This is a genomic window from Streptomyces sp. NPDC032822 (assembly GCF_055578825.1).
The window spans coordinates 39,783-64,221 of sequence record NZ_JBVIOL010000020.1; the positions used below are offsets into that span (position 1 = coordinate 39,783).

Genomic DNA, 24,439 nt, shown 5'->3' on the forward strand with positions numbered 1-24,439 from the left:
AGGATCGCTTCGCAACGTGACGACAGCACCGATGCCCTCTCCCTAGGATTTCACCCATGGAAGCGACGATCGAAGTGAACGGCCTCCGGAAACGCTTCGGCCAAGCCGTAGCCCTGGACGGAATGTCATTCACCGTAAAGCCCGGGCAGGTCACCGGATTCGCCGGTCCCAACGGCGCGGGCAAGTCCACCACCATGCGGGTCATTCTGGGTCTGGACTCCGTCGAGGCGGGCACGGCGCTGGTCGGCGGACAGCCGTACCGGAGCCTGCGGCGCCCCATGCTCCACCTCGGCGCGCTGCTGGACGCCGCCGCGCTGCAGCCGAGCCGCAGCGCCCGCGGCCACCTGCTGTGGCTGGCCCACTCGCAGGACCTCGGCGCCCGCCGGGTCGACGAGGTGATCCGGCTCGTCGGCCTGGAGAACGCGGCCCGGCGCAAGGCGGGCGGCTTCTCCCTGGGCATGCGGCAACGGCTCGGCATCGCCGCGGCGTTGCTCGGCGACCCACCCGTGCTGATGCTGGACGAGCCGTTCAACGGCCTGGACCCCGAGGGCATCGTGTGGATGCGCGGCTTCCTCCAGGGCCTCGCCCGGGAAGGACGTGCCGTCCTGGTGTCGAGCCACCTGATGAGTGAACTGCGCGACACCGCCGGCCACTTGGTGGTCGTCGGACGCGGCAAGGTCGTCGCCGACACCAGCGTGAGCGAACTGCTGGAGGCCGCCTCCCTCGGCCGGGTGCTGCTGCGCACCGCCGAGCGCGAGCGGGCGATGCCCCTGCTGGCACGGGAGGGCGCGACCGTCACCGCCACCGGGCCCGACACGCTCACCATCGCCGGACTGCCCTCCGAACGGATCGTGCAGCTCCTCGGCCAGGCCGATGTGCCGTTCTCCGAAGTGGCGGCGCACCGCCCCACCCTGGAGGAGGCCTACATGGAACTCACCCGGGACGCGGTGGAGTTCCGCGGCGCGACGGCGGAGAAGGCGGCACGATGACCAGCACGATCACGCCCTATCGCGCGGAGACGAAGCCAGGCCGGGCCGACTTCCCCGCGCTGGTGCGCGCGGAGTGGACCAAGTTCCGCACGGTGCGCGGCTGGGTCGTCGGCGCACTCGTCGCCGCCCTGGTCATGATGGCGCTCGGGCTGGTCGCCACGTCCGCGAGCACCCCACTGGGCGGGCGGGCCGAGGCACTTCCGACAGGGCCCGGCGGAGAGGCCGTGAACGACAGCCTCTACTTCGTCCACCAACCGCTCACCGGGAACGGTTCGATCACCGTCCCGGTGACCGCACTGACCGGCAGGGTCGACTACGCCGGCACCGCGCGCGACCGCGTCCAGGCCTGGGCGAAGGCCGGGCTCATCGTCAAGAAGGACCTCACCCAGGGATCGTCGTACGCCGCGGTCATGGTCACGGGCGCGCACGGCGTCCGGATGCAGTACGACTACACCCACGACGTCGCCGGCATGCGGGGGGACGTCACCGCGTCGTCACCACGCTGGCTGCGGCTCGTGCGCGCCGGCGACACGATCACCACCTACGACTCCACCGACGGCACCCGATGGACGAAGGTCGGCTCCGCCCAGCTGGCCGGGCTGCCGGGAACCGTGCAGGTCGGGCTGTTCGTCACCTCGCCACAGAACATGGAGGCCGCCACACCCGGCGCCACCATGGACCCGGCGACCGCGACCGCCGTCTTCGGCGACGCCGCACTGGAGGGCCAGTGGTCGCACAGCACATGGAAGGGTGAACAGCTGGGACGCGCGGGCACCTCGGGCAGCTATTCGCCGCGCCTGCCCGAAGCCGGCTACACCGAGGAACAGGGCGGCTTCACCGTCACCGGCGCGGGCGACATCGCACCGGTCGTGGGCGGACCGGCCCTGGGCAACGGCTTCAGCATCGAGAACTTCCTCGTCGGCACCTTCGCCGGGGCGATCGCCATGATGGTCGTCGCCACCATGTTCGTGACCTCCGAGTACCGCCGCGGCCTGATCCGCACCACCCTCGCCGCGAGCCCGCGCCGGGGCCGGGTCCTGGCCGCCAAGGCCCTCGTCATCGGCTCCGTCGCCTTCGTCGCCGGACTGCTCGCGGCCGCCTTCATGGTGAAGGTCGGTGAGAGCCGCGCCCGCGACAACGGCTTCCACGTGTTCCCCGTACAGGGAGCCACCGAAGTGCGGGTCATCGTCGGCACGGCGCTGCTGCTGGCCGTCGCCGCGGTCCTCGCCCTGGCCGTCGGCGCCATGGTGCGGCGCAGCGCCGCCGCGATCACCGCAGTCGTCGTCCTGCTCGTACTGCCCTATGTCCTGGCCATCGTGTCGGTGCTGCCCGACGGCGCGTCCAGCTGGCTGCTGCGGATCACACCGGCAGCCGGCTTCGCCATCCAGCAGACCGTGCCCCGCTACGACTTCGTGGCGAACGTCTATACGCCGTCCACCGGTTACTACCCGCTCTCACCCTGGGCCGGCCTCGCCGTCCTGTGCGTGTGGGCGGCACTGGCCCTGGGAGCCGCCACCGTTCTGCTCCGCCGGAGGGATGCCGAATGAGGCAGGCGCTGCACGCGGAGTGGACCAAGGTCCGCACACTCCGCGACACCAAGTGGCTCGTGGGCGCCATCATCGTGCTGACGGTGGCCCTCGGCGTCGCCGTCGCCTCCGCGATCACCTGCGACAAGGGAGGCTGCACCCAGGACACCACCAAACTCAGCCTCACCGGCGTGATGATCGGTCAGGCGGCCGTCGCCATCCTGGCGGTGCTGATGGTCGGCAACGAATACAGCACCGGAATGATCCGCACGACGTTCGCCGCGATGCCGGGCCGGTCCACGGTCCTGGCCGCCAAGGCGACCGTGCTCGCCGCCCTGGTGGCGGCGGCCGGCACCGTCGGCGTCCTGGTGTCGTTGCTCGCGGCGCGGTTCATCCTGTCCGGCAACGGATTCACGAACGAACACGGAGCCCAGGCACTGTCCCTGACCGACGGTGCGACCCTGCGCGCCGCCGCCGGATCGGTGATCTATCTCGTCCTGATCGGGCTGCTCAGCCTCGGTGTCACCGCCGTCTTCCGCGACTCCGCGGTGGCCGTGGGCATCGTCCTCGCCCTGCTCTACATCTTCCCGATCCTCGAACACGTGGTGCCGGACGAACGGCTGCAGCGGCGACTCGAACAGATCGCGCCCATGACGGCGGGGCTCGGCATCCAGACCACCCGCAACCTGCCCGCACTGCCTCTCGGCCCCTGGGAAGGGCTGGGCGTGCTCAGCACATGGAGCGCCGGGGCGCTTCTCGTCGGCGTGCTGCTGCTGCGATTCAGGGACGCCTGAGAAAGACCGAAACGCAAGGAAATCGATCCACCCGAGCGGCTTCGGACTTCTTGAATTCACCCTCCAGGATGCAAGGGAATCGGCAGGCAGGTCAACGTGGGGAACAGCCGGTGTTCAACCGGCGCGGAGTCGCAGTTGAACACCCGGGCCGCCCGGGGCCGATCTATGGGCTCCCGGGCGTCCCCGTCGTACTCTGAAGGCGCTGTGCAAGCATTTCGAGGCGCTTCGCTTTTCGGAGGTCCCGGTGAAGAAATACTGCAAGTCCTACGCGCTGGGTGAACTGCGCGCATTCTCCGGCTGGTCGGCGAGCGCGCACCCCGACGAACGAGAACTGCCCGACGACACTCCTGTGTTCCTCTGCGACGAATTCACCGTGCTCATCAGTCCGGTCGGAATCGACAAGGACAAACGCCTCTTCACCGAGGACACACCGGAGTGGCGGGAATTCTGCACGTCGACCCTGAAGTTCGAGATCCCGGCCGACCTGGCCTTCGCCTACGCCGACGCGGAGCAGGCTTGACCAGCCGGCCCGCCCATGCTGCGAGTCTTCTGAGAGGTGGCCCATGGATGAGCTGACCGAGCGCCTGACGCAGGAACAGTCGGTGGCGGTGGGCGGCCCGAAACCCACCCTGGAAGAACTGCGGACCAGGCTGGAGGACATCGGCACGGTCTTCGTGAAGTTCACCGGGACACGGGGCGGCACCGACCTCGGCATCCGGCTCGACCGTGACGCCTCCGACTTCGCCGCGGCCGACTTCGACCAGGCCGTCGGCACCGTGCACATCGAGGGCACGCTGATCCTGAACGACGATCCCGTGCGCTGCAGCGCGGACATCGATCTGGCGACGCTGAAGGGCACCGGCCGCCTCACGGTCGTGGAGAAGTCCGAACTGGTCGGCTGATGGACGGCCCACACGACGCCCGTGCTGACGCCGGGCGATTCGTTCTGACGCCCACCGAGGCGGAGTTACTGCCCTCGGCGCAGGACGTGCGGTCCTACCAGGAGCACGGCTGGTACCTGTCGAAGAAGCTGTTCACCGATGACGAGGTGGACACGATCCTGGCGGCGAGCGAGAAGTTCTACGGCGGCTACCGCGACCAGCTCCTGCCCGCGCACCCGCCCACACTCGCCTACTGGACGCCCGAGATGGGCGACGTGCTGCGCCACAACGACTACATCCACTACGAGGTCGACGCGATCAGGGAGATCCTGACCAAGCCGCTCGTCGGCGCGGTCGCGGCCCTGCTGGCCGGGGCGGACCTGATCCGCGTCTTCCAGGCGACGCTGATCTACAAGCCACCGCAGGCCGGGCACGAGACGTACGAGGTGCCGTGGCACTTCGACCGCAACTACTGGGCGACCAGTACGTCCGAGCGCATGCTGACCGCGTTCCTGCCGCTCCACGACTGCGACGAGGGCAACGGCACGATCGCGATGGTGGACGGCAGCCACCGATGGCGGGAGACCGGTGCCGCGGACGAGGGCACGCTGCACTTCGCGGCCCGCGACCGCGACGGCCTCGACGACCTGCTCGCGCGCAATGCCGCCTACAACGGCGGCGAGGTCCGCAAGGTCCCGATGACCATCCCCAAGGGGCACCTGAGCTTCCACCACTGCCGCACGTACCACGGCAGCGGTCCCAACCACTCCGGCGCACCGCGCCGGGCGATCTCGCTCCACCTCCAGGACGGCGACAACCGCTGGCGTCCGTACCACCTCGCCGACGGGTCGCTGCTCGCCTACAACCACGACCTCCTCGTGCGGCGCGACGCGGCGGGTGAACCGGACTACACCGACCCGGACTTCTGTCCGGTGATCTGGCAGCACGTCTGATCCGGCCGGCGGGTGGCCCCTCGTCGGACGCCCACACACATCAACGGAAGGTGACCGGGGATGAACTCCCAGAATTCCGAGGATTTCGACGTCGTGGTCGTCGGCGGTGGGCCCGGCGGCTCGACGCTCGCGACGCTCGTGGCCATGCAGGGACACCGCGTTCTCATCCTGGAGAAGGAGACGTTCCCGCGGTATCAGATCGGTGAGTCGCTGTTGCCCTCGACCGTTCACGGCGTCTGCCGCCTCACCGGCGTCAGCGAGGAACTGGCCCAGGCAGGCTTCACCCTCAAACGCGGCGGCACGCTGCGCTGGGGTGCCAACCCCGAGCCGTGGACGTTCGCGTTCTCGGTCTCGCAGAAGACGGCCGGCCGCACGTCGTTCGCCTACCAGGTCGAACGCATGAAGTTCGACAAGATCCTGCTCGACAACGCCCGGCGCAAAGGCGTGGAGGTACGGGAACGGTCCACCGTCTCCGACGTCGTGGAGGACGGGGCCGGCCGGGTGTGCGGGGTCGACTACACCGACGCCGACGGCGGTGAACACCGGATATCGGCCAAGTACGTGGTGGACGCCTCGGGCAACGGCAGCCGGATCTACAAGCGCGTCGGCGGCACCCGCGAGTATTCGGAGTTCTTCCGGAGTCTCGCGCTCTTCGGCTACTTCGAAGGTGGCAGGCGACTGCCCGCGCCCAACTCCGGCAACATCCTGTCCGCGGCCTTCGGCAGCGGCTGGTTCTGGTACATCCCCCTGAGTGACACGCTCACCAGCGTCGGCGCGGTGGTACGCCGCGAGGACGCGGAGAAGATCCAGGGCGATCCGGAGAAGGCGCTCATGAACCTGGTCGACGAGTGCCCGCTGGTCAAGGAGTACCTGTCCGGGGCCACCCGCGTCACCACCGGTGAGTACGGCCGCATCCGTGTCCGCAAGGACTACTCGTACCACCAGACGGAGTTCTGGCGGCCCGGAATGGTCCTCATCGGTGACGCCGCCTGCTTCGTCGACCCGGTCTTCTCCTCGGGCGTGCACCTGGCCACCTACAGTGCCCTGCTGGCCGCCCGGTCGATCAACAGCATCCTGGCCGGCCTCGTGGACGAGGCGCCCGCGTTCGGCGAGTTCGAGGCACGGTACCGCCGCGAATACAGCGTCTTCTACGAGTTCCTGATGTCCTTCTACGACATGCACGTCGACGAGAGCTCCTATTTCTGGTCGGCGAAGAAGGTCACGAAGAACACCCACACCGAGCTGGAGTCGTTCGTGGAACTCGTCGGCGGAATGTCGGCGGGGGAGTTCGACCTGAGCGATGCCGAGTCGGCCGCCATGCGTTTGAAGAGCCACTCCGCGGAGTTCGCCGACGCGGTCGACCAGGTCGTCGCCGACGGCGAACAGAGCATGCAGCCGCTGTTCAGGTCGCGCGTGGTCAGCCACGCCATGCAGCAGGGTGCGCAGGAACAGCACCGGGCACTGCTGGGGGACGACGCCGTGGACGACGCCCCGATGTTCACCGACGGTCTCGTCCCGTCCGAGGACGGTATGCACTGGACGGTTCCCGAGACCACCTGAGAGTTCACACGCGGACGAGTGAACCCCCTGCTGGTCCTGGGTTCTTGACCAGCCCCGATCCTTTCCTTGACGGATAAATTCCCACGTTGCGCCGCAGTTGAACACGACCGGACCGGTCTTGTTGTGTCGCGCCGGTGCGCGCCATAGTTCAGGCAGCGCACCGCGTGTCCTGTGCGGCGAGCTTCGCATTGAATTCAGGAGGCGGCTCATGGCTGTCAGGAGCGTCGGGTACGTCGAGTTGTACACGAACAAAAAGAAGTCGGTCATCGACTATTTCGTCTCGGCGATGGGATTCGAGCACGCCGCGGACTCGGCGGACGCAGAGGACAGTTCCGCGCTGCTGAGACAGGGCAGCGCGCAACTGGTCGTCACGACCGGTCCGGCGACCCGTGAGTTTCTGGACGCCCATGGAGAAGGAATCGCGGACATAGCCCTGACGTGCGACGACGTCGAGGAAACCGTGCGGGCCGCGGCGGCCGCCGGGGCCCGGATCACCGACCTGCACAAAGGCCACCCCTCGGTGTCGGGCTTCGGTGACGTCGTGCACACACTGCTTCCCGCGACCGACGACGCCACGCCCGCGCCGCCGGGGCCGTTCACCTGGGTCGCCACCCCGGAACCCGCGAACACACGTACCAGCAGGATCCGCTTGCTCGACCATGTCGCGGTCTGCCTGGACGGTGGCTCACTGGAGAAATTCGCTGATTTCTACCGAGAGGCCTTCGGGTTCTCCCGCTATTCCTCCGAGTACGTGGACGTCGGCGCACACGCGATGGACTCCGTCGTCGTGCGCAGCATGTCCGGCGACGTCACCTTCACGCTGGTCGCGCCGGACCTGTCGAAAGGACGGGGACAACTCGACGCGTTCCTCGAAAGGAACGGCGCCGCAGGAGTGCAGCACCTGGCCTTCCTCGTCGACGACATCATCTCGGCAGTACAGGACTTCCGTGGCACGGGCATGGAATTCCTCACCGTCCCGGACACCTACTACGACGCGTTGAGTGATCGCTTCACCGACATGCGGTCGGAGATCGAGCAGTTACGCGCCACGCAGGTGCTGGCGGACCGCGACGAGTGGGGCCACCTGCTGCAGCTGTTCAGCCGCTCACCCCACGAGCGCAACACGCTGTTCTACGAACTCATACAGCGCCGCGGCTCACGCGGCTTCGGCAGCGCGAACATCCGTGCCCTGTACGACGCGGTGGAACGCGACCGGACGACCACCGAATGAGCCCCGACGAAGCCGGTCGTCTGCGGAAATCGGAGCTGCACGCCAGTCTCAGCGATCCCGTGCTCGACACGATGAACTTCCTCAACGAGGTCACCCAGCGCTACCCCGAGGCGATCTCGTTCGCGCCGGGCCGCCCCTACGACGGCTTCTTCGACGTCGAGGAGATCTTCACGCACATCCGGCGCTACCTGGACCACCTGGCGGCGTCCGGAACCTCGCCCGCCGGGATACGCGACGCCCTCTTCCAGTACGGCCCGACCGCGGGCCAGATCCGGGAGCTGATCGCGGACTCGCTGCGCAAGGACGAGAACATCGACGTGCGGCCCGAGGCCATCGTGGTCACCGTGGGCTGCCAGGAAGCGATGTTCCTCGTGCTGCGCGCGCTCATCGCCGATCCGGACGACGTGCTCCTGGTCTCCACGCCCTGTTACGTGGGCATCACCGGCGCCGCCCGCCTGCAAGGCGTCGAGGTCGTCCCGGTCGAAGAGGGCGCCGACGGGTTCCGCTGCTCGGACCTGGAAGCCGCGCTGGCGGCCCAGCGCGCCCGGGGCCGGCGACCGCGCGCCTTCTACGTGGTCCCCGACCACTCGAACCCCTCGGGGACCACCGTGCCCCTCCAGGAGCGGCACGCGCTGCTCGCGCTGGCGGCCCGCGAGGACTTCCTGGTCCTGGAGGACAGCCCGTACCGGCTGGTCAGCCCCGGCGAGCAGGTGCCGACACTCAAGTCGCTCGATCGCGAACACCGCGTCGTCCACCTGGGCTCCTTCTCCAAGACCCTGTTTCCCGGCGCCCGGCTGGGGTTCGCCGTCGCCGACCAGCCCGTCGTCGACGAGGACGGTCGCACCGGGCTCCTGGCGGACGAACTCGCCAAGATCAAGAGCATGGTCACGGTAAACACCTCGCCGCTGAGCCAGGCCGTGGTGGCCGGCATGCTGCTCGCCGCCGACGGCCGGACCGCCGAGCTGAACACCCGGACGTCGGCGTACTACGGCGAGGCGATGCGAGCCATTCTCCAGCGGCTCGACGAGTGCCTGCCACCGCAGGACAGGGACGCCCTGGGCATCCGCTGGAACAGGCCGGACGGGGGCTTCTTCCTGACCGTCGACACCCCCTTCCGCGCCGACGCCGCCGCACTGACGCGTTCGGCGGAGGACCACGGTGTGATCTGGACACCCATGTCGTACTTCTATCCCCAGGGCGGCGGGGACCACAGCCTGCGGTTGTCCGTCAGCTATCTGACACCGGCCGACATCTCGGAGGGCGTCGCACGCCTCACCCAGTTCTTCAAGGCCGAATCCGCCAGAGCCGGTTGACCGCCACCCGGCCCCACCGAAGGAGACCTTCCGTGACCACGGCAGTACGTCTCATCCGCGGAAAGCCCCGCATGTGGGGGTGGACGTTCCGATGACTGCGGACCTCAGTGCTCCCGGCACCGGCCTGTTGGACATGCCGGCGCCGGAACCGGTGAAGGGCCCGGGCACCGCCCGGATCATGAGTGTCGGCACCGCCGTCACCGACCAGTCGTACTCCCAGCGAGAACTCCTCGACATCTTCGACATCCAGGACCCCAGGGTCCGGTCGGTCTTCCTCAACAGCGCGATCGAACGGCGCTTCCTCACCGTCCCGCCCACGGACGCCGACGGCGGCGTACTCCCCGAGACCCAGGGCCGCCTCCTGGCCAAACACAAGCGGCTCACCCTCGACATGGGCGCCCGCGCGGTCCGTACCTGTCTGGAGAACGCCGGCCTCGGCCTAGACGACATCGACTACCTGTGCTGCGTCACCACCACCGGCTTCCTCACCCCCGGCCTGAGCGCCCACCTCATCCGCGAGATGGAGATCCCGCCCCGGACCGGCCGGATGGACGTGGTGGGCATGGGGTGCAACGCCGGGCTCAACGCCCTCAACGCCACCGCCGGCTGGGCCGTGGCGAACCCCGGGAAGGTCGCCGTCATCCTGTGCGCCGAGGCGTGCTCCGCCGCCTACGTCATCGACGGGTCGATGCGCACCGCCGTGGTGAACAGCCTGTTCGGTGACGGAGCGGTGGCGATCACCCTGACCGCGGACCCGCCGGACGCCGCCTATGGCCTCGCCGGAGTGCCGGCCGAGCCGGCCGGCCCGCGCATCCTCGGATTCGCGAGCCACATGATCACCGAGGCGATCGACGCGATGCGCTACGACTGGGACGACACACAGAGCAAGTTCAGTTTCTACCTCGACCCGCTCGTTCCGTACGTCGTCGGTGCCCACGTCGAGCAGGTCGTCGACCGGCTGCTCGCGGGCGCCGGGCTGCGGCGCAGCGCCATAGACCACTGGCTCGTGCACTCCGGCGGCAAGAAGGTGATCGACGCCGTCCGGGTCAACCTGGGGCTCACCCGCCACGACGTACGGCACACCACGGCTGTCCTGCGCGACTACGGAAACCTGTCGAGCGGCTCCTTCCTGTTCTCCTACGAGCGGCTGCTCGACGAGGGAGTCGCCAAGGCCGGCGACCATGGCGTGCTGATGACCATGGGCCCCGGCTCGACCATCGAGACCGCGCTGGTGCAATGGTGACGACGAATCAGGTGAACGAGGCGATGAAGCCCACCCCCACGGCCGATGCCGAGCCGGTACCCGGGGCTCTCACCCTGCGGATCGACGGGCGGCACCTCCTGTCGGCCGAAGCGGTGGCGGCGGTCGGTGCCGTCTGCGACCGCGCCGAGGACCTCGACGGCCGGGCCCGCGTCGTCGTCCAGGTGTCCGGGGTCCCGCAGGGGCCATGGCCGGGCGAGCTGACGGTGTCCCTGGTGAACAAGTGGGAACGCGCACTGCGCCGTCTGGAGCGCCTGCCCGCACCCACGGTCGCCGTCGCCGACGGCGACTGCGGCGGACTGGCCCTGGACGCGCTGCTCGCCGCCGACTACCGCATCGCGACCAGGACGGTGCGATTGGCCGTCCCTCTCGCGGACGGCGCGACCTGGCCGGGAATGGCCCTGTACCGGCTGGCCGCGCACGGAGCGAACGGTGCCGCCCCCATCCGCCGTGCGGTCCTCTACGGCACCCCCATCGACGCCGCCGACGCGCACACCCTGCACCTGATCGACGAGCTGACGGGCGACGTGGCCGAAGCACTCGCCCGAGCCGACGAACGGGTCCGCGCCCTCGCTGGCACGGAACTGGCGATCCGGCGTCAGCTGTTGTTCGACGCCGCCACCACCAGCTTCGACGAGGCGCTCGGCGTCCATCTGGCGGCATGCGACCGCGCACTGCGGCGCGCGGCACGGCAGGCGGACGCATGACGGCCGGAGAGGTACAGGAGGGCCTGCGCGAGGTACGAGCGGAGCTGCCCCGGGCCAGGGCGTCCCTCGCGCGGGTGGCGGAGCGCACCGCGGACCTGCTGGACGCGCTGCCCGCTCCCCAGGACCGCTCGGCGGAACAGCGCGGCAGAGCCGAGGCAGCCACCGACACCGCCCGCACGCTGCGCGCGGCCTTCCTCGACACGCACGTCGACGCGGTCTACGACGAGCTCACCGACCGGCGTGCACGGCACCTGCGGGTGGACGAGCTGGCACAGGCCGCCGCGGCGGCCTTCCCCGGCCTCGTGCCCACCACCGAGCAACTCGCCGCGGAAGGTGCCCGGCCGCAGGCCCACAAAGAGGGCCACGAGATGGACCAGGGCATCTTCTTCAGCCGGGTGCTCCGCTCGTCCCGGGCCGGCCCGCACCTGCTCGACGCGATGCTGCGCCCGACGCGGCGTGCCCTCGCCCTCCTGCCGGAGTTCATCGACACGGGGCACCTCGACCTGGGATCAGTGCGCCTGGAGCGCACCGGAGCCGTGGCACGCCTGACCATGTGCCGCGACGACACCCTCAACGCCGAGGACAACGCGCAGGTCGACGACATGGAGACAGCCGTCGACCTCACCCTGCTCGACCCGGCGGCGGAGGTCGGACTGCTGCGTGGCGGCGAGATGACCCACCCTCGCCACCGGGGCCGACGGGTGTTCAGCGCGGGGATCAACCTCAAGAACCTGCACAGCGGCGACATCTCGCTGGTCGACTTCCTGCTGCGCCGCGAACTCGGCTACATCCACAAGATGATGAGAGGTGTCCGGTCCGACGACGAGACCAACTGGCGGTCCAGGACCGTCGAGAAGCCCTGGGTCGCCGTCGTGGACTCCTTCGCCATCGGCGGCGGAGCCCAACTGCTGCTCGCCTGCGACCATGTCATCGCCGCCGCGGACGCCTACCTCAGTCTGCCCGCCGCACAGGAAGGCATCATCCCGGGCCTCGCCAACTACCGTCTGACCCGCTTCGCGGGACCGCGCCTGACCCGGCAGATCATCCTGGAGGGGCGGCGGATCTGGGCGAGCGAGCCCGCGGCCCGGCTGTTGGTCGACGAGGTCCACGACCGCCCCGACCTGGACCCCGCCGTGGAGCGCAGTGTCGAACGGCTCCGGGGCAGCGCGGTGCTCGCCAACCGGCGCATGCTCAACCACGCGGAGGAGCCGCCGGAGGAGTTCCGGCGCTACCTGGCCGAGTTCGCCCTCCAACAGGCCTTGCGGCTCTACAGCCCCGACGTGATCGACAAGGTCGGCCGGTTCTCCGCCGCATCCGACGACAGACGGCGATGACCGCGTCAGGACCGGGAACCTCGCCGGCCCGACTCCCATGGTCGAGGCCGGTATTCACCATGCGCTCCGCAGCCCGTCCGGCATCCGGTGTGCGACCCGGGTGCCCATGGTGCGCCCGTGGCACCCCGACCCTACAGGTCCGGTCGCCGGCGCAGCCGCCTGTTCAACCGCGGCAGGGTGCAGTTGAACGGCTGAGCGGCGCAGTTGACGCCGAGTCCGCGAGCCCCCGTGCAGGGAGGCGAAAAACACCGCGGCGACGACCCGCACCTCGCGGAGGAGGAGATTCTCTTGGCGATGTCCAGCCTTGGTACCGACGGGAGTTGGCGGAACTCTCCCCACTCCGTCAGGCTGCTCTGGCGGCAGGGATTGTGGCCTTGGGCCGGCCGTCGGGCGGATCCTGTCCGTCTCTTGGGACCACATCCGCCGAACGGCCTGAGCCGGAAGGAGCCGTCGTGCGCTCCGCAGTCGTGGTTGGCACAGGACTCATAGGCACCTCGGTGGCCCTCGCGCTCAGCGCGCAGGGCGTCACCGTCTACTTGCGGGACACGGACCCCGCCGCGGCGAGGATCGCCGAGTCGCTCGGCGCCGGAACCACGGCGGCCCCGACCGCGGCGGCGGATCTGGCGGTCATGGCCGTGCCCCCCGCGCTCATCGGCCGGGTGCTGGCCGACCTGCAGGCCGCCGGACTCGCGCACCACTACACCGATGTCGCGAGCGTGAAGGTGGGACCTCGCGAGGACGCGGTCGCCCTCGACTGCGACACCGCCCACTACATCGCCGGCCATCCGATGGCAGGCGGGGAACGCAACGGGCCGCTCACTGCCCGTGCGGACATGTTCGAAGGCCGTGCGTGGATCCTCACGCCGACGTCGGACACCGACAGGGAGACGCTCAACACGGCCCTGGAGCTGGTGGCGATGTGCGGCGCGACGCCGGTCGTGATGGGCGCCGCCGAGCATGACCGGGCGGTCGGGCTGGTGTCCCACACCCCGCACATCGTGGCGGCCCTGGTCGCCATGCGCTTCGAACAGGCCGAGGAGCGTGCGGTGAGCCTGGCGGGCCCTGGCGTCCGGGATCTCAGCCGGATCGCGGGCGGCGACCCGGAGCTGTGGGTCGACATCCTCAGCGCGAACGCCGTCGTCGTGGCGGACATCCTGGAGGACATCGGCGCGAACCTGGAGGACGTCGTCACGGGCCTGCGCGCCATGGCGGCGACGGACGAGGCGAAACGCGACGAGGGCAGGCAGGTCATCGGCACGCTGCTGCGTCGGGGAAGGGCCGGGCGCGAGCGGATCGCCGGCAAGCACGGATCGCGGCCCGGCCGCTACCGGACCCTGGGGGTGTTGATCGGAGACCAGCCCGGCCAGCTGGCCCGCCTGTTCACGGATGCGAGCGGCTCCGGTGTGAACATCGAGGATATCCACCTGGAGCATGCCACAGACCAGCTCGTTGGTCTGGTCCAGTTGAGCGTGGAGCAGAGTTCCGCACCCGTTCTCGAAGAGGCGCTCCGCGCCCAGGGCTGGCGCACGCAGTGAACCCCACCCCTGAGAAGTCGTGATCCATCTCGCGATGATCGACCTCGCCGTGACTGACCTGATGAGCCGCTGCTTCGGCCACGAATCCGCCCGCGGCCGGTGCGACATATAAAAAGGGATCAAACCCGGATCGGTGGACGGAACCACGAATCGGGCTTTCGGTGGGAGCCAAAGGCTCGACAATGAGCGAGGCCGAAGCCGATGATAGGTGCTGCCAACGAGGAGCATCGCACGCCTGGGGGAAGGTGGTGATCATCGGCGTGGACGGGGACGGACAATTGACGAGGCCCTCCTGAGGTTTCTGGATTTATCCGCTCAGGGCCCCGGAATCTCATATTCAGTTCATGAAGCGAGCATTCCGATATCCGTCTCATGGTCGCATCGGGGGCTCGTGCACGGTGTCCGCAAACCGCCGCGGGGCGCTTCGGCATGCCCTGTGGTGATCCTGAGCCGCCACCGGATCAACTGTGCCGGACTTTCAGCTGGCTGCGGGCGGCGTCCATGGCCGTCCGGCGACGAGAGCGCGTAGGGCGGTGAGGGGGGTGGTGCCGTGGTGGCCTACGGCGGAGATGCGGGAGTGGATCCGGGCGAAGCACCTCGCGCAGGTCAGGGCCCTCCGGGATCCCGAGAAGCTCTGTGGTGCCGCGACCATCCTGCGGTCCCGCAGCCATGCGGCCGGTGTCCCGGCCTTGAGCCAGGGCGCTTCCACGGTGTGCGGGTTGACTACGACGCCGCACAACTACATGGGGCGACAACGTTGTTGAAGTCCGGCGGGTATGACGGGCGGGAGTGGGTCCCGTGCCGCGACGGCTGTCAGGTCCGGCGGAACACGGGCGCCGCGCAGGGCCTGCGCGGGACCGTGGACGGTACGAGAGGCCGGAGCGTCGCTGACCGGGGCGCCGGTGGAGACGAGCAGACCGGACGGGGTGTCCGTCGTCTCGGCCGCACGCGTGATCGACAGATGTCGGCCGGCCGACGGTCGGCGGACCGCTGCCCGTGGTGCCGCTTCGCATCCCGTGGTTGTCACCACCCGGTGTGGTGCCCTTGTGAGGAAGGTGTGCTCGAAGACGTCCACCACAGGGTGTGGCCGGCGTCCGGTGACCCGGGGCCGGAAGTCCTTTGGATCGAGAGCCTGTTGGGTCTGATCTCCCACGGTCACGACGCCGCTCGGGCGGTCTCTGTCGCTGCGGGCAGCCGGATGGCGACCGGCGACCGCGCCCGGACCGGCGTCCCGTTCCGGCCGTCGGCCCGGACCTCTCTTTGCCCGTCCCGGCTTGCACCCGGTGTGCTGCCGCAACGACTTCGGCGCGAGCCTCTCGCCCCTCCTGTCACGGGGCCGAGGCGTGGAGGAGCGGTGCGAACCGCATCCGTCCCCTCACTCCAACTCCGCGCACCACTGGACCTGTTCGGCAATCACCACCGTCGGCGCGGAGACCAGAAGCTTCCACTCCATGACCAACGCGGCGAGCTGTTCGTGCGAGGACTGCGGCGGTTGACCGGGGGTCACAAGATCGACGAACCCGGCCACCGGAACCCGCCTGCACGGCATCACCGCAGGCCATGAGTCGTCCAAACAGTCACTGAACGGGGAGATCTGAGTGAATCAGTCAGCCATTGTTTCCCGCGAGCCTGTGGACAGTGAACCCGTAAGAACTGAACCCGTTTTCCGGTCGGCCGCCCCGCCGAGTGGTGAGGAAGAGAGTAAGCAGGGACAGGAGGAAATCTCCATATCCACCTTACTGCCTGGCAAGTCACCGCGTTCCACGGGACCCGACGCGGAACACGTGGCACGTCTGGCCGAAGTCGAAGGACCACTGCCTCCCATTCTGGTCGACCGGCGCACCATGCGTGTGATCGACGGAGTACATCGACTCATGGCCGCATTTCTACGGGGCCAGGAGACTATCCGCGTAAGATTCTTCGACGGCAGCCACGACGACGCCTTTCTGCGTGCCGTCGAGGCGAATGTGACACACGGCCTGCCGCTGTCGCAGGCCGACCGGCGGGCCGCCGCAGCAAAGATCATCAAGTCGCACCCGCACATGTCGGACCGGGCCATTGCGCGTGCCTCGGGTCTGGGCGCGAAGACGGTCGCAGGGATCCGTCTGCGGTCCGGCGACGTGGTGCAGTTGCACGCGCGAGTCGGCCGGGACGGCAAGGTCCGCCCCCTCAACAGCGAGGAGGGCCGCAGGCGGGCCGCCGAACTGATCGCCGAGCGCCCAGAGGCATCGCTGCGCGAGGTGGCGAGACTGGCCGGGATCTCGCCGGCGACGGTGAGCGACGTTCGCCGGCGGCTCCAGATCGGCGAGGCTCCGGTGATCGAACGCGGGCGGCCTGCGGACCCGGAGACGGCGACCGACGCATCGGTGCGGGTGACGCTGAGGAGTGAGCGCAGGGCCGCCTCGGTCGACGGAGACCCCATGTCCGTGCTGCAGAAGCTGCTGCGGGATCCGTCGCTGCGCCACAACGAAGAGGGCAGGAACCTGCTGCGTCTGCTCCAGCAGAACGCGATCGGCATGCGGCAGCGGTCCGAACTCACCGCCGCCGTACCGCCGCACTGCGGCGACCTGGTGGTGTTCCTCGCACGCCAGTACGCGGAGACCTGGATGGAATTCGCCCAGCGGCTCGACGAGCAGATCCAGTCCTCCCGCCGCCCCGCGACGGTGAACAGCGAAGGCGACGAGGCGCCTGCCCCCGCGCCGGACTTCGGCCACCCCACCGCCTGGCGCGGGGCCGCCCCGGCGGTCGGCGGCAGACGCCTGTGAAGCCTCGCCGCGTCCGGCCGGGCGCCCGCGCCACGGCAGGCTGCCGCCGGTCCGCCGACATCGGCGACAGACCCTCTCGAAGGAGGGACGCCGTGGCCGAGAACACCGGATCGGTACGGCCGCGACCTGCGCAGCCCCGAGGTGCGGCACGCGATCGGCGGCCCGCCCGATGAACGATGGTGTCCACCGGGCGGCGGCAGCGGAGGCCCTCACCCTCAAGGACTTCGCCGATGTCGCCCGGGACCGGCTCTCCCCGGAGGTCTGGGACTTCCTCGAAGGCGGCGCCGGCGAAGAGCGGACGCTGAGGGAGAACCTCCGCGCCTACGACCGCACCCAGCTGTCCCCACGCGTCCTCACCGGCGCGGGCCCGCCCGTCACCGAGACCCGGATCCTTGGCCGGACCTGGGCGGTGCCGACGGGCGTGGCGCCCACGGCGTACCACACCCTCGCTCACCCGGAAGGCGAAGTGGCCACGGCACAGGGCGCGGGAGCTGCCGGTGTCCCCTTGGTGGTGAGCACCTTCGCCGGGCGCACCGTGGAGGACATCGCCGCCAACGCGACGGCGCCGCTCTGGCTCCAGGTGTACTGCTTCCGCGACCGCGCGACCACGAAGAGGCTGATCCAGCGCACCGAGCGTGCCGGCTTCGAAGCGCTGGTCCTCACGGTGGACACCCCCCGACTGGGCCGGAGACTGCGGGACCTCCGCAATGACTTCCGACTGCCCGCCGGAATCGCGCCGGCGAACCTCGACGGCGAGGGTTTCGCCTCGCCCAGCGGGCACGCGCTGGCCGAGTTCGACCCCGCCCTCGACTGGTCGGTCATCCCCTGGATGCGTTCCGTCAGCTCGCTCCCCGTTCTCCTGAAGGGCATCCTCACGGGACGCGACGCACAAAGGGCCGTCGAGGCGGGTGCGGACGGAATCGTCGTGTCCAACCACGGGGGACGTCAGCTCGACGGCGCCCCCGCGACCCTCCAGGTGCTGCCGGACGTCGTGGCGGCAGTCGCGGGCGCGTGCCCGGTACTGGTCGACGGGGGAGTGCGGCGCGGCAGGGACGTGCTGGCGGCCCTCGCGTTGGGCGCCGACGCGGCGCTGCTCGGCCGCCCCGTGCTGCATGCCCTGGCGGCGGACCAGGCGCGGGGCGTGGCACGGATGTTCGCCATCCTCGCCGAGGAACTGGCCGACGCGATGGCCCTCACCGGTGCTGCCTCGGTGACAGACATCGGCTCCGACCTCGTACGCGCTCCGTGACAGCGCCGGAACGAAACCGGCGGCGTGCCGCCACGGACCACCCGCAGCATCCGGCGAAGGCGCGGTGACCGTACAGTGCCGGCTCCCATCGCTTTCGTGGCCACGCCAGGTCAGCACCGGACCATCGAACGCACCCCTGTCCTGGCCCGCCTGCGGGTCACGCACCGGTGCTGCTGCGCTTGCCGATCAGGTCCCTGTACAAGGCCGCACGTTCCTCGGGTGCCTCCGCCTTGGCCAGTTCGGTCTTCCAGGCCTTCTCCAGGTCCTTGAGTTTCTGTACCCAGTCGCCGAACCCTTGCAGGTCGACAAGACGCTGGTTGGAACTGAGGGGGGCTTTGGCGCCGATCTTGTCGTCCTTGTGGCCGCCGAACTGGCTCACGGGATTGTTGTTCTTCTCACTGCTCGTCACACCGTGTTGGTAGCCATCGGGGGTCCTGCCCCCTGGCCCGGCGGTCTCGATACCGACCTGCAGTGCCCCGTCGCGCTTGCGGGTCGGGGGCTTGTAGCCCATGAACACGTGGCCGTACGACTCGTTCGGGAGGATGGTGTCGCCGTGGAAGTCCTTGTTTCCCATGCCTCCGACGGCTGCGGGCAGACCGTAGAGGTGGCTGTGGGGATCGAGCCAGTTCTGCACGGTGGCTCCGAATTCGCCCTTCTCCACGAAGTCGCCCCGCGTCCCGTCCGCCTGGTTGTCGCCGATCTCCATGTGATGGGTGGCGAATCCACGCCGGTACACCGGCTTGGCGGGCGTCGACTTGGGCTCCCAGGGCTTGCGGTCTTCCTTGGTGATGTGGAGCCACTGGGGCAGCTCGTAGCCGTGCTGGCCGTCGGCCAGTTGCGGAATGCGGATGTTGACGCGTCCGCCGTAGGCCAGGGCGTGGGCGACGTCGTCCTCGAAGTCCTCGTGAACACGCTCCTCCGGGTTGAAGACCTTCAGTCCGTCCTTCAGGATCAGGAAGATCTTGGTCAGCAACTCGGTGCCGCGTTCGACCCGTTGGCGGTGCTTGCCGGCATCCGGTACGTCGTCGCTGATACCGGGAGGGAGGAGGGTCTGGACGAATGTCTGGAAGATCTGCTCGTTCCGCTCCCCGGTGAGCTGTTCCTTTTCGGAGTCCGGGGTCTCGGCGGCGTGCATGGCCATGTGGCGGCCGAGCTGGTAGTCCGACCGGGTGGGCTTGGTCGGCGCTTTCTCCTCGGCGCGATCCTCGACGTTCTGCTGCCACCGCAGTGTGGCCACGAGCAGGCGTTTGCCCTCTGGCTGCTGGAGCCAGTTGTGGAAATCGCCCGCCTTGATGTAGGCCTCCGCTTCGGCGTGGGTGCAGATGCCCACGGTCTTCAGCCACTTGGGGTCCACGGACGCCACTGCCTCGATCGCCTGGAGCTCCTCGTCCGTGAACCGCGGGCCACCGCGCACCCGCCGGTGGAGGGCTTCCCGCACGGCCTTGTTGGTGATCTCCTGCTCCGTGCCGATGAGGAGCCGCGCCAGCCGGGGCACGGCCCCGGGCGAGGCCGTGGTCGGGGTCGCGCTCGTGGCCTCGGGGGCGGCACGATCCGCCCGCTGGACGGGGACGTCCCCCTGCACGCTGCGCTGCACCGCCCTGCCGGCTACGGCGGACCCGGGCAGCGCGAGGTCGGGGGCACCGCCGCGGGCCAGCTTGCGGCCGTTGGAGCCGGCGCTTCGTTCGAACGGGTCGTCCGGGTGGGAGACCTTCTCGCCCCCGCCGGTGGGCGTGCCGGGCACCGGCCCCAGGGCCTGCTGGCGCACGTGGTCGACCTCTTCGTACATCACCTCGTCGCTGACGCGGTTCCCGCCGAGCACGATGTGGGAGCCGGTGGTGTAGGCCAGGGCTCCGAGTTCCTCGGCCGAGCGCTGGGCGACGGGGCCGCTGTGCACGCGCACGTGGCCGAAGTCCATGCTGTAGGCCTGCTCGGCCCGTTGCAGGATGCGGGGCTCCAGTGGAAGGCCGGGGGAGCCGACGGCGTCGAACACCGATGACCGCCGCTGGACCGGCGCGGCCTCCCCGGTGGCGCGTCCCTGGGGCCCGCTCCGCTGCTCTTCGGGGCGCTGATCGTCGTCCCGTGCCCGCTGGATGGCGCGGGCCGTCGCAGCGTTGCCGGCGGCCTGTTGGAGAGCGATGAGCGGGGGCAGGGCCGCGGTCGGCCGGGACGCGGGGCGTGCGCGGACGCGGTCGGCGCTCTCGCGGTTCTCTGCCTGGATACGCATGGGCCGTTCCCCTTCGTTCGACGAGGGCCCTTCTCTCTTACCCGACCGACACCGGGAGTTGGGGAGTCCGAAGGGGCAGAGCCGGGGGCAGAGTTGTTCCTGACCGCGATGTGTTCGCCAGGCCAGATGCAGTGCCGGCGCGCTGGAGGTGAAGACGTGGGCTGTCTGCGGGGCATGGACACCGGTTGACGGAGCAGAGGTCACGCGCGCCTACGCGGTATCGGTGGGCCTGGTAGGACTCCGGTTCGGCCCCACGGCAGGCGGCTTCGTGCTCGCGTTCGCGCCGCGGCAGGTGCTGCTGGTGAAGGTGCCGATCGCCGCCCTCGCGTTCAACGGCACAAAAGCAGTGCATCCGCTCCCCTCCGGCAGCTCTGTGACCCGCTGGGTGAAGCTCGTGCACGGGGTACTTCAGTCAGCCGGTCCTCCGGCGAAGAAGTCCGCAAGGGAGGACGCGAGCGCCTCTGGAGCCTCCTCGGCCATGTGGTGCCCGGAGTCGATGCCATGGCCCCGTACGTCCGGTGCCCACTGCCGCCAGATCTTCAACGGGTCCCCGTAGAGGTCCTCAAGGTCGTCCCGGAGCGACCACAGCATCAGCGCCGGGCACCGGATCCGTGCCCCGGCGGCGCGGTCGTCCTCCTCATGCCGTCGGTCGAGGGTGAGGCCGGCCCGGTAGTCCTCCAGCATCGCCCGCACCACGTCGGGATTCCTCGTAGCAGCGCGCCACTCCTCGTAGTTCTCCTGTCCCATGCTCTGCGGATCACCGCGGTACCAACTGTCCGGATCGGCGTTGATCACCCGCTCGGGGATGTCCGGCTGGGCGAAGAAGAACCAGTGCCACCACTGCGTGGCGAACTCGGCCGTGATGCGGGACAGGTGCTCGGTGACGGGCAGACAGTCGAGCAGCGCCACCCGCGAGACCGTGTCGGGATGGTCGAGCGCGAGACGGAGCGCGGCACGGCCTCCGCGGTCGTGCCCGGCAAGTGCGAAGCGGACATGGCCGAGGGCGCGCATCACCTCGACCACGTCACCGGCGACGGCCCGCTTGGAGTACCCGGCGTGATCCGCGGTAGGCGCCGGGCCGGTGGAACGGCCGTAACCGCGGAGATCGGGACAGACCACGGTGAAACCGCGCCGGACCAGGAGCGGGGCGACACCATGCCAGGTCGCGGATGTCCGGGGGTAGCCGTGCAGCAGCACTACCGGCGGCCCCTCCCCGCCGTAGCGAACGAAGATCGATGCTTCATCGACCTGAACCTGTATGGCCTCAAAGTCCTCGAACAAGACCCGAACCTCCGCCGTCGTGGAAACACCGTCCCAGCACAGCCTTGCTCCTGCCCGCGGGTGCCGTGGAAACAACTGCCCGACCGGATCAGGACAGACGGCATTCGCCAACAGTGTCGTTCTGGCGCGGGCCCGCCCTCTGGCGGAGGGCGGGCCGCTGGTGTTTCGCGCTCGCGGCTTGGTGCCCTCAGACGTGCGTGAGCGGCCGTGTATCGCCGGATCCGGCCGGGGTGCCGTCGTCCTACGGTGTGTCCGGTGCCGTGGCGGCCACATAGACGGTGTTGGTGGAGGTACCGCCTTGCAGGGGGTTGTCGAAGTCGACGACATGGGCGACTGCCCGGGCGAAGACCTCGGTGAGCGTGGCGGTGAACTGCTCGTCCGGCGGATCGTTCGACCACAGGGCGAACACCCCGCCGGGGTGGAGGTGTTCGGCGAGAGCGCGGAGCCCGGCGCTCTGGTAGAGCGCCGCGTGCCGGGGATGGAGCACATGGCGCGGTGAGTGGTCGACGTCCAGGAGGATGGCGTGGAAGCGGCGGCCCGGCTCCTGGGGGTCGAAGCCGTGCGAACCGGCGGCCAGTGCGAAGAAGTCGCCGTGCACCAGACGGCAGCGGGCGTCCTCGGTCAGCCGGGCCCCGAGCGGCACCAGGTGTCGCTGGTGCCAGTCGATGACCTCGGCGAGCGCGTCGATCACGGTCAGCGAGCGCACCCGCGGATCGTCCAGGGCCGCCTGGGCGGTGTAGCCGAGCCCGAGTCCACCGACAGCGACGTCCAGTTCGGGGTTCGGCAGTGCCGCGAGTCCGAGTTCCGTGAGCGCGATCTCGCCGGCGGTGAAAAGGCTGGACATCAGGAACTCGTCGCCGAGCTTCACCTCGTACACGTCTTCTCCGGAGACCGGGTGGCGGCGTCGGCGCAGACTGATGTCCCCCATCGGTGTCGGCTGCCAGTCGATCTCCTCGAAGCGCAGGCTCATCGGTTCACCGTTCTGATGTTCGTGGATGTATGGGCGCCGTCGTGGGCGTGGTGGGGGTGGCGGCCCATGCCCCGCCCCGGCCTGGGGCGGGGGGCCGGGGCGGCGGGCCCGGTCAGGCGTCGATGATGACGGGGATGATCAGCGGCCTGCGGCGGTGGGTCCTGAAGGCCCAGTTGGCCACGGCGCGGGCGATGAGCTGTTCGAGCTGGCGGGCGTCACCGACACTCTCCTGGGCGGCGGAGGCGAGCGTCTTCTCGATGACGGGGATGACCGACTCGAAGGTGCTGTCGTCGTGGACGAAGCCCCGGGCCAGGAAGTCGGGGGCCTCGGCCAGGGCGCCGGTGTCGGCGTCGACGATGGCCACGACCGTGATGACGCCCTCCTGGGCGAGGGTGACCCGGTCCTTGAGGGACGCCTCTGTCGCGCCGCCGACTTCCGTGCCGTCCACGTAGACGTTCCCGGCGGGCACCTTGCCGGTGATGGAGGCGCGGCCGTCGACGAGGTCGACGACGACACCGTCCTCGGCGATGACGACCCGGTCCGGGTCGACGCCGGTACGGATGGCGAGGTCGGCGTTGGCCCGCAGGTGACGGAACTCGCCGTGGACGGGCATGACGTTGCGGGGCTTGACGATGTTGTAGCAGTACACGAGTTCGCCGGCACTGGCGTGGCCGGAGACGTGCACCTTGGCGTTGCCCTTGTGGACGACGTTGGCGCCCCACCGGGTCAGACCGTTGATCACCCGGTAGATGGCGTTCTCGTTGCCGGGGATGAGGGAGCTGGCGAGCAGGACGGTGTCGCCCTTGCCGATACGGATCGCGTGGTCGCGGTTGGCCATCCGGGACAGTGCGGCCATGGGCTCGCCCTGGGAACCGGTGCACACCAGGGTGATCCGGTGGTCGGGGAGCTTCTCCAGTTCCTTGGCGGGCACGACGAGACCGTTGGGCACCTTGAGGTAGCCCAGGTCGCGGGCGATGCCCATGTTGCGGACCATGGAGCGGCCCACGAAGGCCACCTTGCGGCCGTGCTGGTGGGCGGCGTCCAGGACCTGCTGGATGCGGTGCACGTGGCTGGCGAAGCTGGAGACGATGACGCGGCGCGGTGCGGTGCGCAGGACCTGTTCGATCGCGGGGTTCAGTTCGCGTTCGGAGGTGGTGAAGCCGGGCACCTCGGCGTTGGTGGAGTCGGTGAGGAACAGATCGACGCCCTCCTCACCGAGGCGGGCGAAGGCACGCAGGTCGGTGATCCGGTCATCGAGGGGGAACTGGTCCATCTTGAAGTCGCCGGTGTGGAGCACGAGGCCCGCTCCGGTGCGCAGGGCCACCGCGAGGCCGTCCGGGATGGAGTGGTTGACGGCCACGAACTCGCAGTCGAAGGGGCCGAAGCTGCGCCGGTCGCCCTCCCGTACACGCACGGTGCGGGGCCGGATGCCGTGCTCCTTGAGCTTGGCCTCCAGGAAGGCGAGGGTGAGCTTGGAGCCGACGACGGGAATGTCCGCCCGCTCTCTGAGGAGGTAGGGCACGCCGCCGATGTGGTCTTCGTGGCCGTGGGTGAGGACGACGGCGACGATGTCGTCGAGACGGTCCCGGATCGAGGTGAAGTCGGGCAGGATCACGTCGACGCCCGGCTGGTTCTCCTCCGGGAACAGGACACCGCAGTCCACGATGAGCAGCTTGCCGGCATGCTCGAAGACGGTCATGTTGCGGCCGATTTCGCCCAGACCGCCCAGGGCGGTGATCCTCAGCCCTCCTTGGGGCAGTGGTGGGGCGGCTTTGAGTTCTGGGTGCGGATGGCTCATACCCTGACGTTACCGAAAGGTCCGCCGGGGTGATCCACTGCCTGCACGGTCGACGCGCGGCGCGGTGC

20 protein-coding genes are annotated in these 24,439 nt (G+C 69.5%); 15 read left to right on the top strand and 5 right to left on the bottom strand.

The window, feature by feature from the left end; genetic code table 11:
- Positions 1-56 precede the first annotated feature (56 nt).
- The 13 genes from ACZ5VD_RS36795 (at position 57) to ACZ5VD_RS36855 (ending at position 14,084) form a co-directional block, all read left to right on the top strand.
- Positions 57-989, top strand: coding sequence for an ABC transporter ATP-binding protein (locus tag ACZ5VD_RS36795; RefSeq protein ID WP_468553428.1), 933 nt, complete (start codon positions 57-59; stop codon positions 987-989).
- The gene (locus ACZ5VD_RS36800) at positions 986-2,536 is read left to right on the top strand and encodes an ABC transporter permease (RefSeq protein ID WP_468684831.1); all 1,551 of its coding nucleotides are present in this window, start codon (positions 986-988) and stop codon (positions 2,534-2,536) included. The genes ACZ5VD_RS36795 and ACZ5VD_RS36800 overlap by 4 nt, the downstream gene beginning before the upstream one ends.
- Positions 2,533-3,309 carry an ABC transporter permease gene (locus ACZ5VD_RS36805; RefSeq protein ID WP_468553430.1) on the top strand — a complete coding sequence of 259 codons (777 nt, stop codon included), beginning with the start codon at positions 2,533-2,535 and terminating at the stop codon, positions 3,307-3,309. Before ACZ5VD_RS36800 ends, ACZ5VD_RS36805 begins: the two co-directional genes overlap by 4 nt.
- 244 nt (positions 3,310-3,553) lie before the next feature.
- On the top strand, positions 3,554-3,829 hold the full coding sequence (locus ACZ5VD_RS36810; RefSeq protein ID WP_468553431.1) for a hypothetical protein: 276 nt from the start codon (positions 3,554-3,556) through the stop codon (positions 3,827-3,829).
- Positions 3,830-3,872: 43 nt separating this feature from the next.
- Entirely contained in the window at positions 3,873-4,211 is a 339-nt protein-coding gene (locus tag ACZ5VD_RS36815) for a hypothetical protein (protein ID WP_468684833.1), read from the top strand.
- Positions 4,211-5,143: a phytanoyl-CoA dioxygenase family protein gene (locus ACZ5VD_RS36820; protein WP_468684835.1), complete on the top strand. Its 933-nt coding sequence runs from the start codon at positions 4,211-4,213 to the stop codon at positions 5,141-5,143. Before ACZ5VD_RS36815 ends, ACZ5VD_RS36820 begins: the two co-directional genes overlap by 1 nt.
- 60 nt (positions 5,144-5,203) lie before the next feature.
- On the top strand, positions 5,204-6,703 hold the full coding sequence (locus tag ACZ5VD_RS36825; protein WP_468553434.1) for a tryptophan 7-halogenase: 1,500 nt from the start codon (positions 5,204-5,206) through the stop codon (positions 6,701-6,703).
- Between the two features lie 97 nt (positions 6,704-6,800).
- Positions 6,801-7,934 carry a 4-hydroxyphenylpyruvate dioxygenase gene (gene hppD / locus ACZ5VD_RS36830; protein WP_468684836.1) on the top strand — a complete coding sequence of 378 codons (1,134 nt, stop codon included), beginning with the start codon at positions 6,801-6,803 and terminating at the stop codon, positions 7,932-7,934.
- Complete coding sequence (locus tag ACZ5VD_RS36835) at positions 7,931-9,247, top strand: aminotransferase-like domain-containing protein (RefSeq protein ID WP_468553436.1); 1,317 nt, start codon at positions 7,931-7,933, stop codon at positions 9,245-9,247. Before hppD ends, ACZ5VD_RS36835 begins: the two co-directional genes overlap by 4 nt.
- A 91-nt stretch (positions 9,248-9,338) precedes the next feature.
- Positions 9,339-10,490, top strand: coding sequence for a 3,5-dihydroxyphenylacetyl-CoA synthase DpgA (gene dpgA, locus ACZ5VD_RS36840; RefSeq protein ID WP_468684838.1), 1,152 nt, complete (start codon positions 9,339-9,341; stop codon positions 10,488-10,490).
- Positions 10,484-11,215: an enoyl-CoA-hydratase DpgB gene (dpgB, locus tag ACZ5VD_RS36845; RefSeq protein WP_468553438.1), complete on the top strand. Its 732-nt coding sequence runs from the start codon at positions 10,484-10,486 to the stop codon at positions 11,213-11,215. The genes dpgA and dpgB overlap by 7 nt, the downstream gene beginning before the upstream one ends.
- Positions 11,212-12,549 (top strand): (3,5-dihydroxyphenyl)acetyl-CoA 1,2-dioxygenase DpgC, encoded by a 1,338-nt coding sequence (dpgC, locus tag ACZ5VD_RS36850; RefSeq protein ID WP_468684839.1) that lies wholly within the window; start codon positions 11,212-11,214, stop codon positions 12,547-12,549. The genes dpgB and dpgC overlap by 4 nt, the downstream gene beginning before the upstream one ends.
- A gap of 452 nt (positions 12,550-13,001) precedes the next feature.
- Positions 13,002-14,084 carry a prephenate dehydrogenase gene (locus ACZ5VD_RS36855; RefSeq protein WP_468553440.1) on the top strand — a complete coding sequence of 361 codons (1,083 nt, stop codon included), beginning with the start codon at positions 13,002-13,004 and terminating at the stop codon, positions 14,082-14,084.
- 1,375 nt (positions 14,085-15,459) lie between these two features.
- Here ACZ5VD_RS36855 and ACZ5VD_RS36860 read toward each other — a convergent pair.
- Positions 15,460-15,591, bottom strand: a complete 132-nt coding sequence (locus ACZ5VD_RS36860) for a hypothetical protein (protein ID WP_468553441.1) — start codon at positions 15,589-15,591, stop codon at positions 15,460-15,462.
- Between the two features lie 367 nt (positions 15,592-15,958).
- Here ACZ5VD_RS36860 and ACZ5VD_RS36865 point away from each other — a divergent pair, with 367 nt between their 5' ends.
- Together ACZ5VD_RS36865 and ACZ5VD_RS36870 are read left to right on the top strand one after the other, a co-directional pair.
- Positions 15,959-16,849: a transcriptional regulator gene (locus ACZ5VD_RS36865; protein WP_468553442.1), complete on the top strand. Its 891-nt coding sequence runs from the start codon at positions 15,959-15,961 to the stop codon at positions 16,847-16,849.
- 169 nt (positions 16,850-17,018) lie between these two features.
- A complete protein-coding gene (locus ACZ5VD_RS36870) occupies positions 17,019-18,098 on the top strand; it encodes an alpha-hydroxy acid oxidase (protein ID WP_468553443.1) in 1,080 nt (359 codons plus the stop codon).
- A 157-nt stretch (positions 18,099-18,255) separates the two neighbouring features.
- Here ACZ5VD_RS36870 and ACZ5VD_RS36875 read toward each other — a convergent pair whose 3' ends face one another.
- The 4 genes from ACZ5VD_RS36875 to ACZ5VD_RS36890 all read right to left on the bottom strand — a co-directional run bounded on the left by ACZ5VD_RS36875 (position 18,256) and on the right by ACZ5VD_RS36890 (position 24,371).
- On the bottom strand, positions 18,256-20,322 hold the full coding sequence (locus tag ACZ5VD_RS36875) for an eCIS core domain-containing protein (protein WP_468684841.1): 2,067 nt from the start codon (positions 20,320-20,322) through the stop codon (positions 18,256-18,258).
- Positions 20,323-20,730: 408 nt separating this feature from the next.
- Positions 20,731-21,603 carry an alpha/beta fold hydrolase gene (locus ACZ5VD_RS36880; RefSeq protein WP_468553445.1) on the bottom strand — a complete coding sequence of 291 codons (873 nt, stop codon included), beginning with the start codon at positions 21,601-21,603 and terminating at the stop codon, positions 20,731-20,733.
- Between the two features lie 241 nt (positions 21,604-21,844).
- A complete protein-coding gene (locus ACZ5VD_RS36885) occupies positions 21,845-22,573 on the bottom strand; it encodes a polyamine aminopropyltransferase (RefSeq protein ID WP_468553446.1) in 729 nt (242 codons plus the stop codon).
- A 112-nt stretch (positions 22,574-22,685) separates the two neighbouring features.
- Positions 22,686-24,371, bottom strand: coding sequence for a ribonuclease J (locus ACZ5VD_RS36890; RefSeq protein ID WP_468553447.1), 1,686 nt, complete (start codon positions 24,369-24,371; stop codon positions 22,686-22,688).
- Between the last annotated feature and the right edge of the window lie 68 nt (positions 24,372-24,439).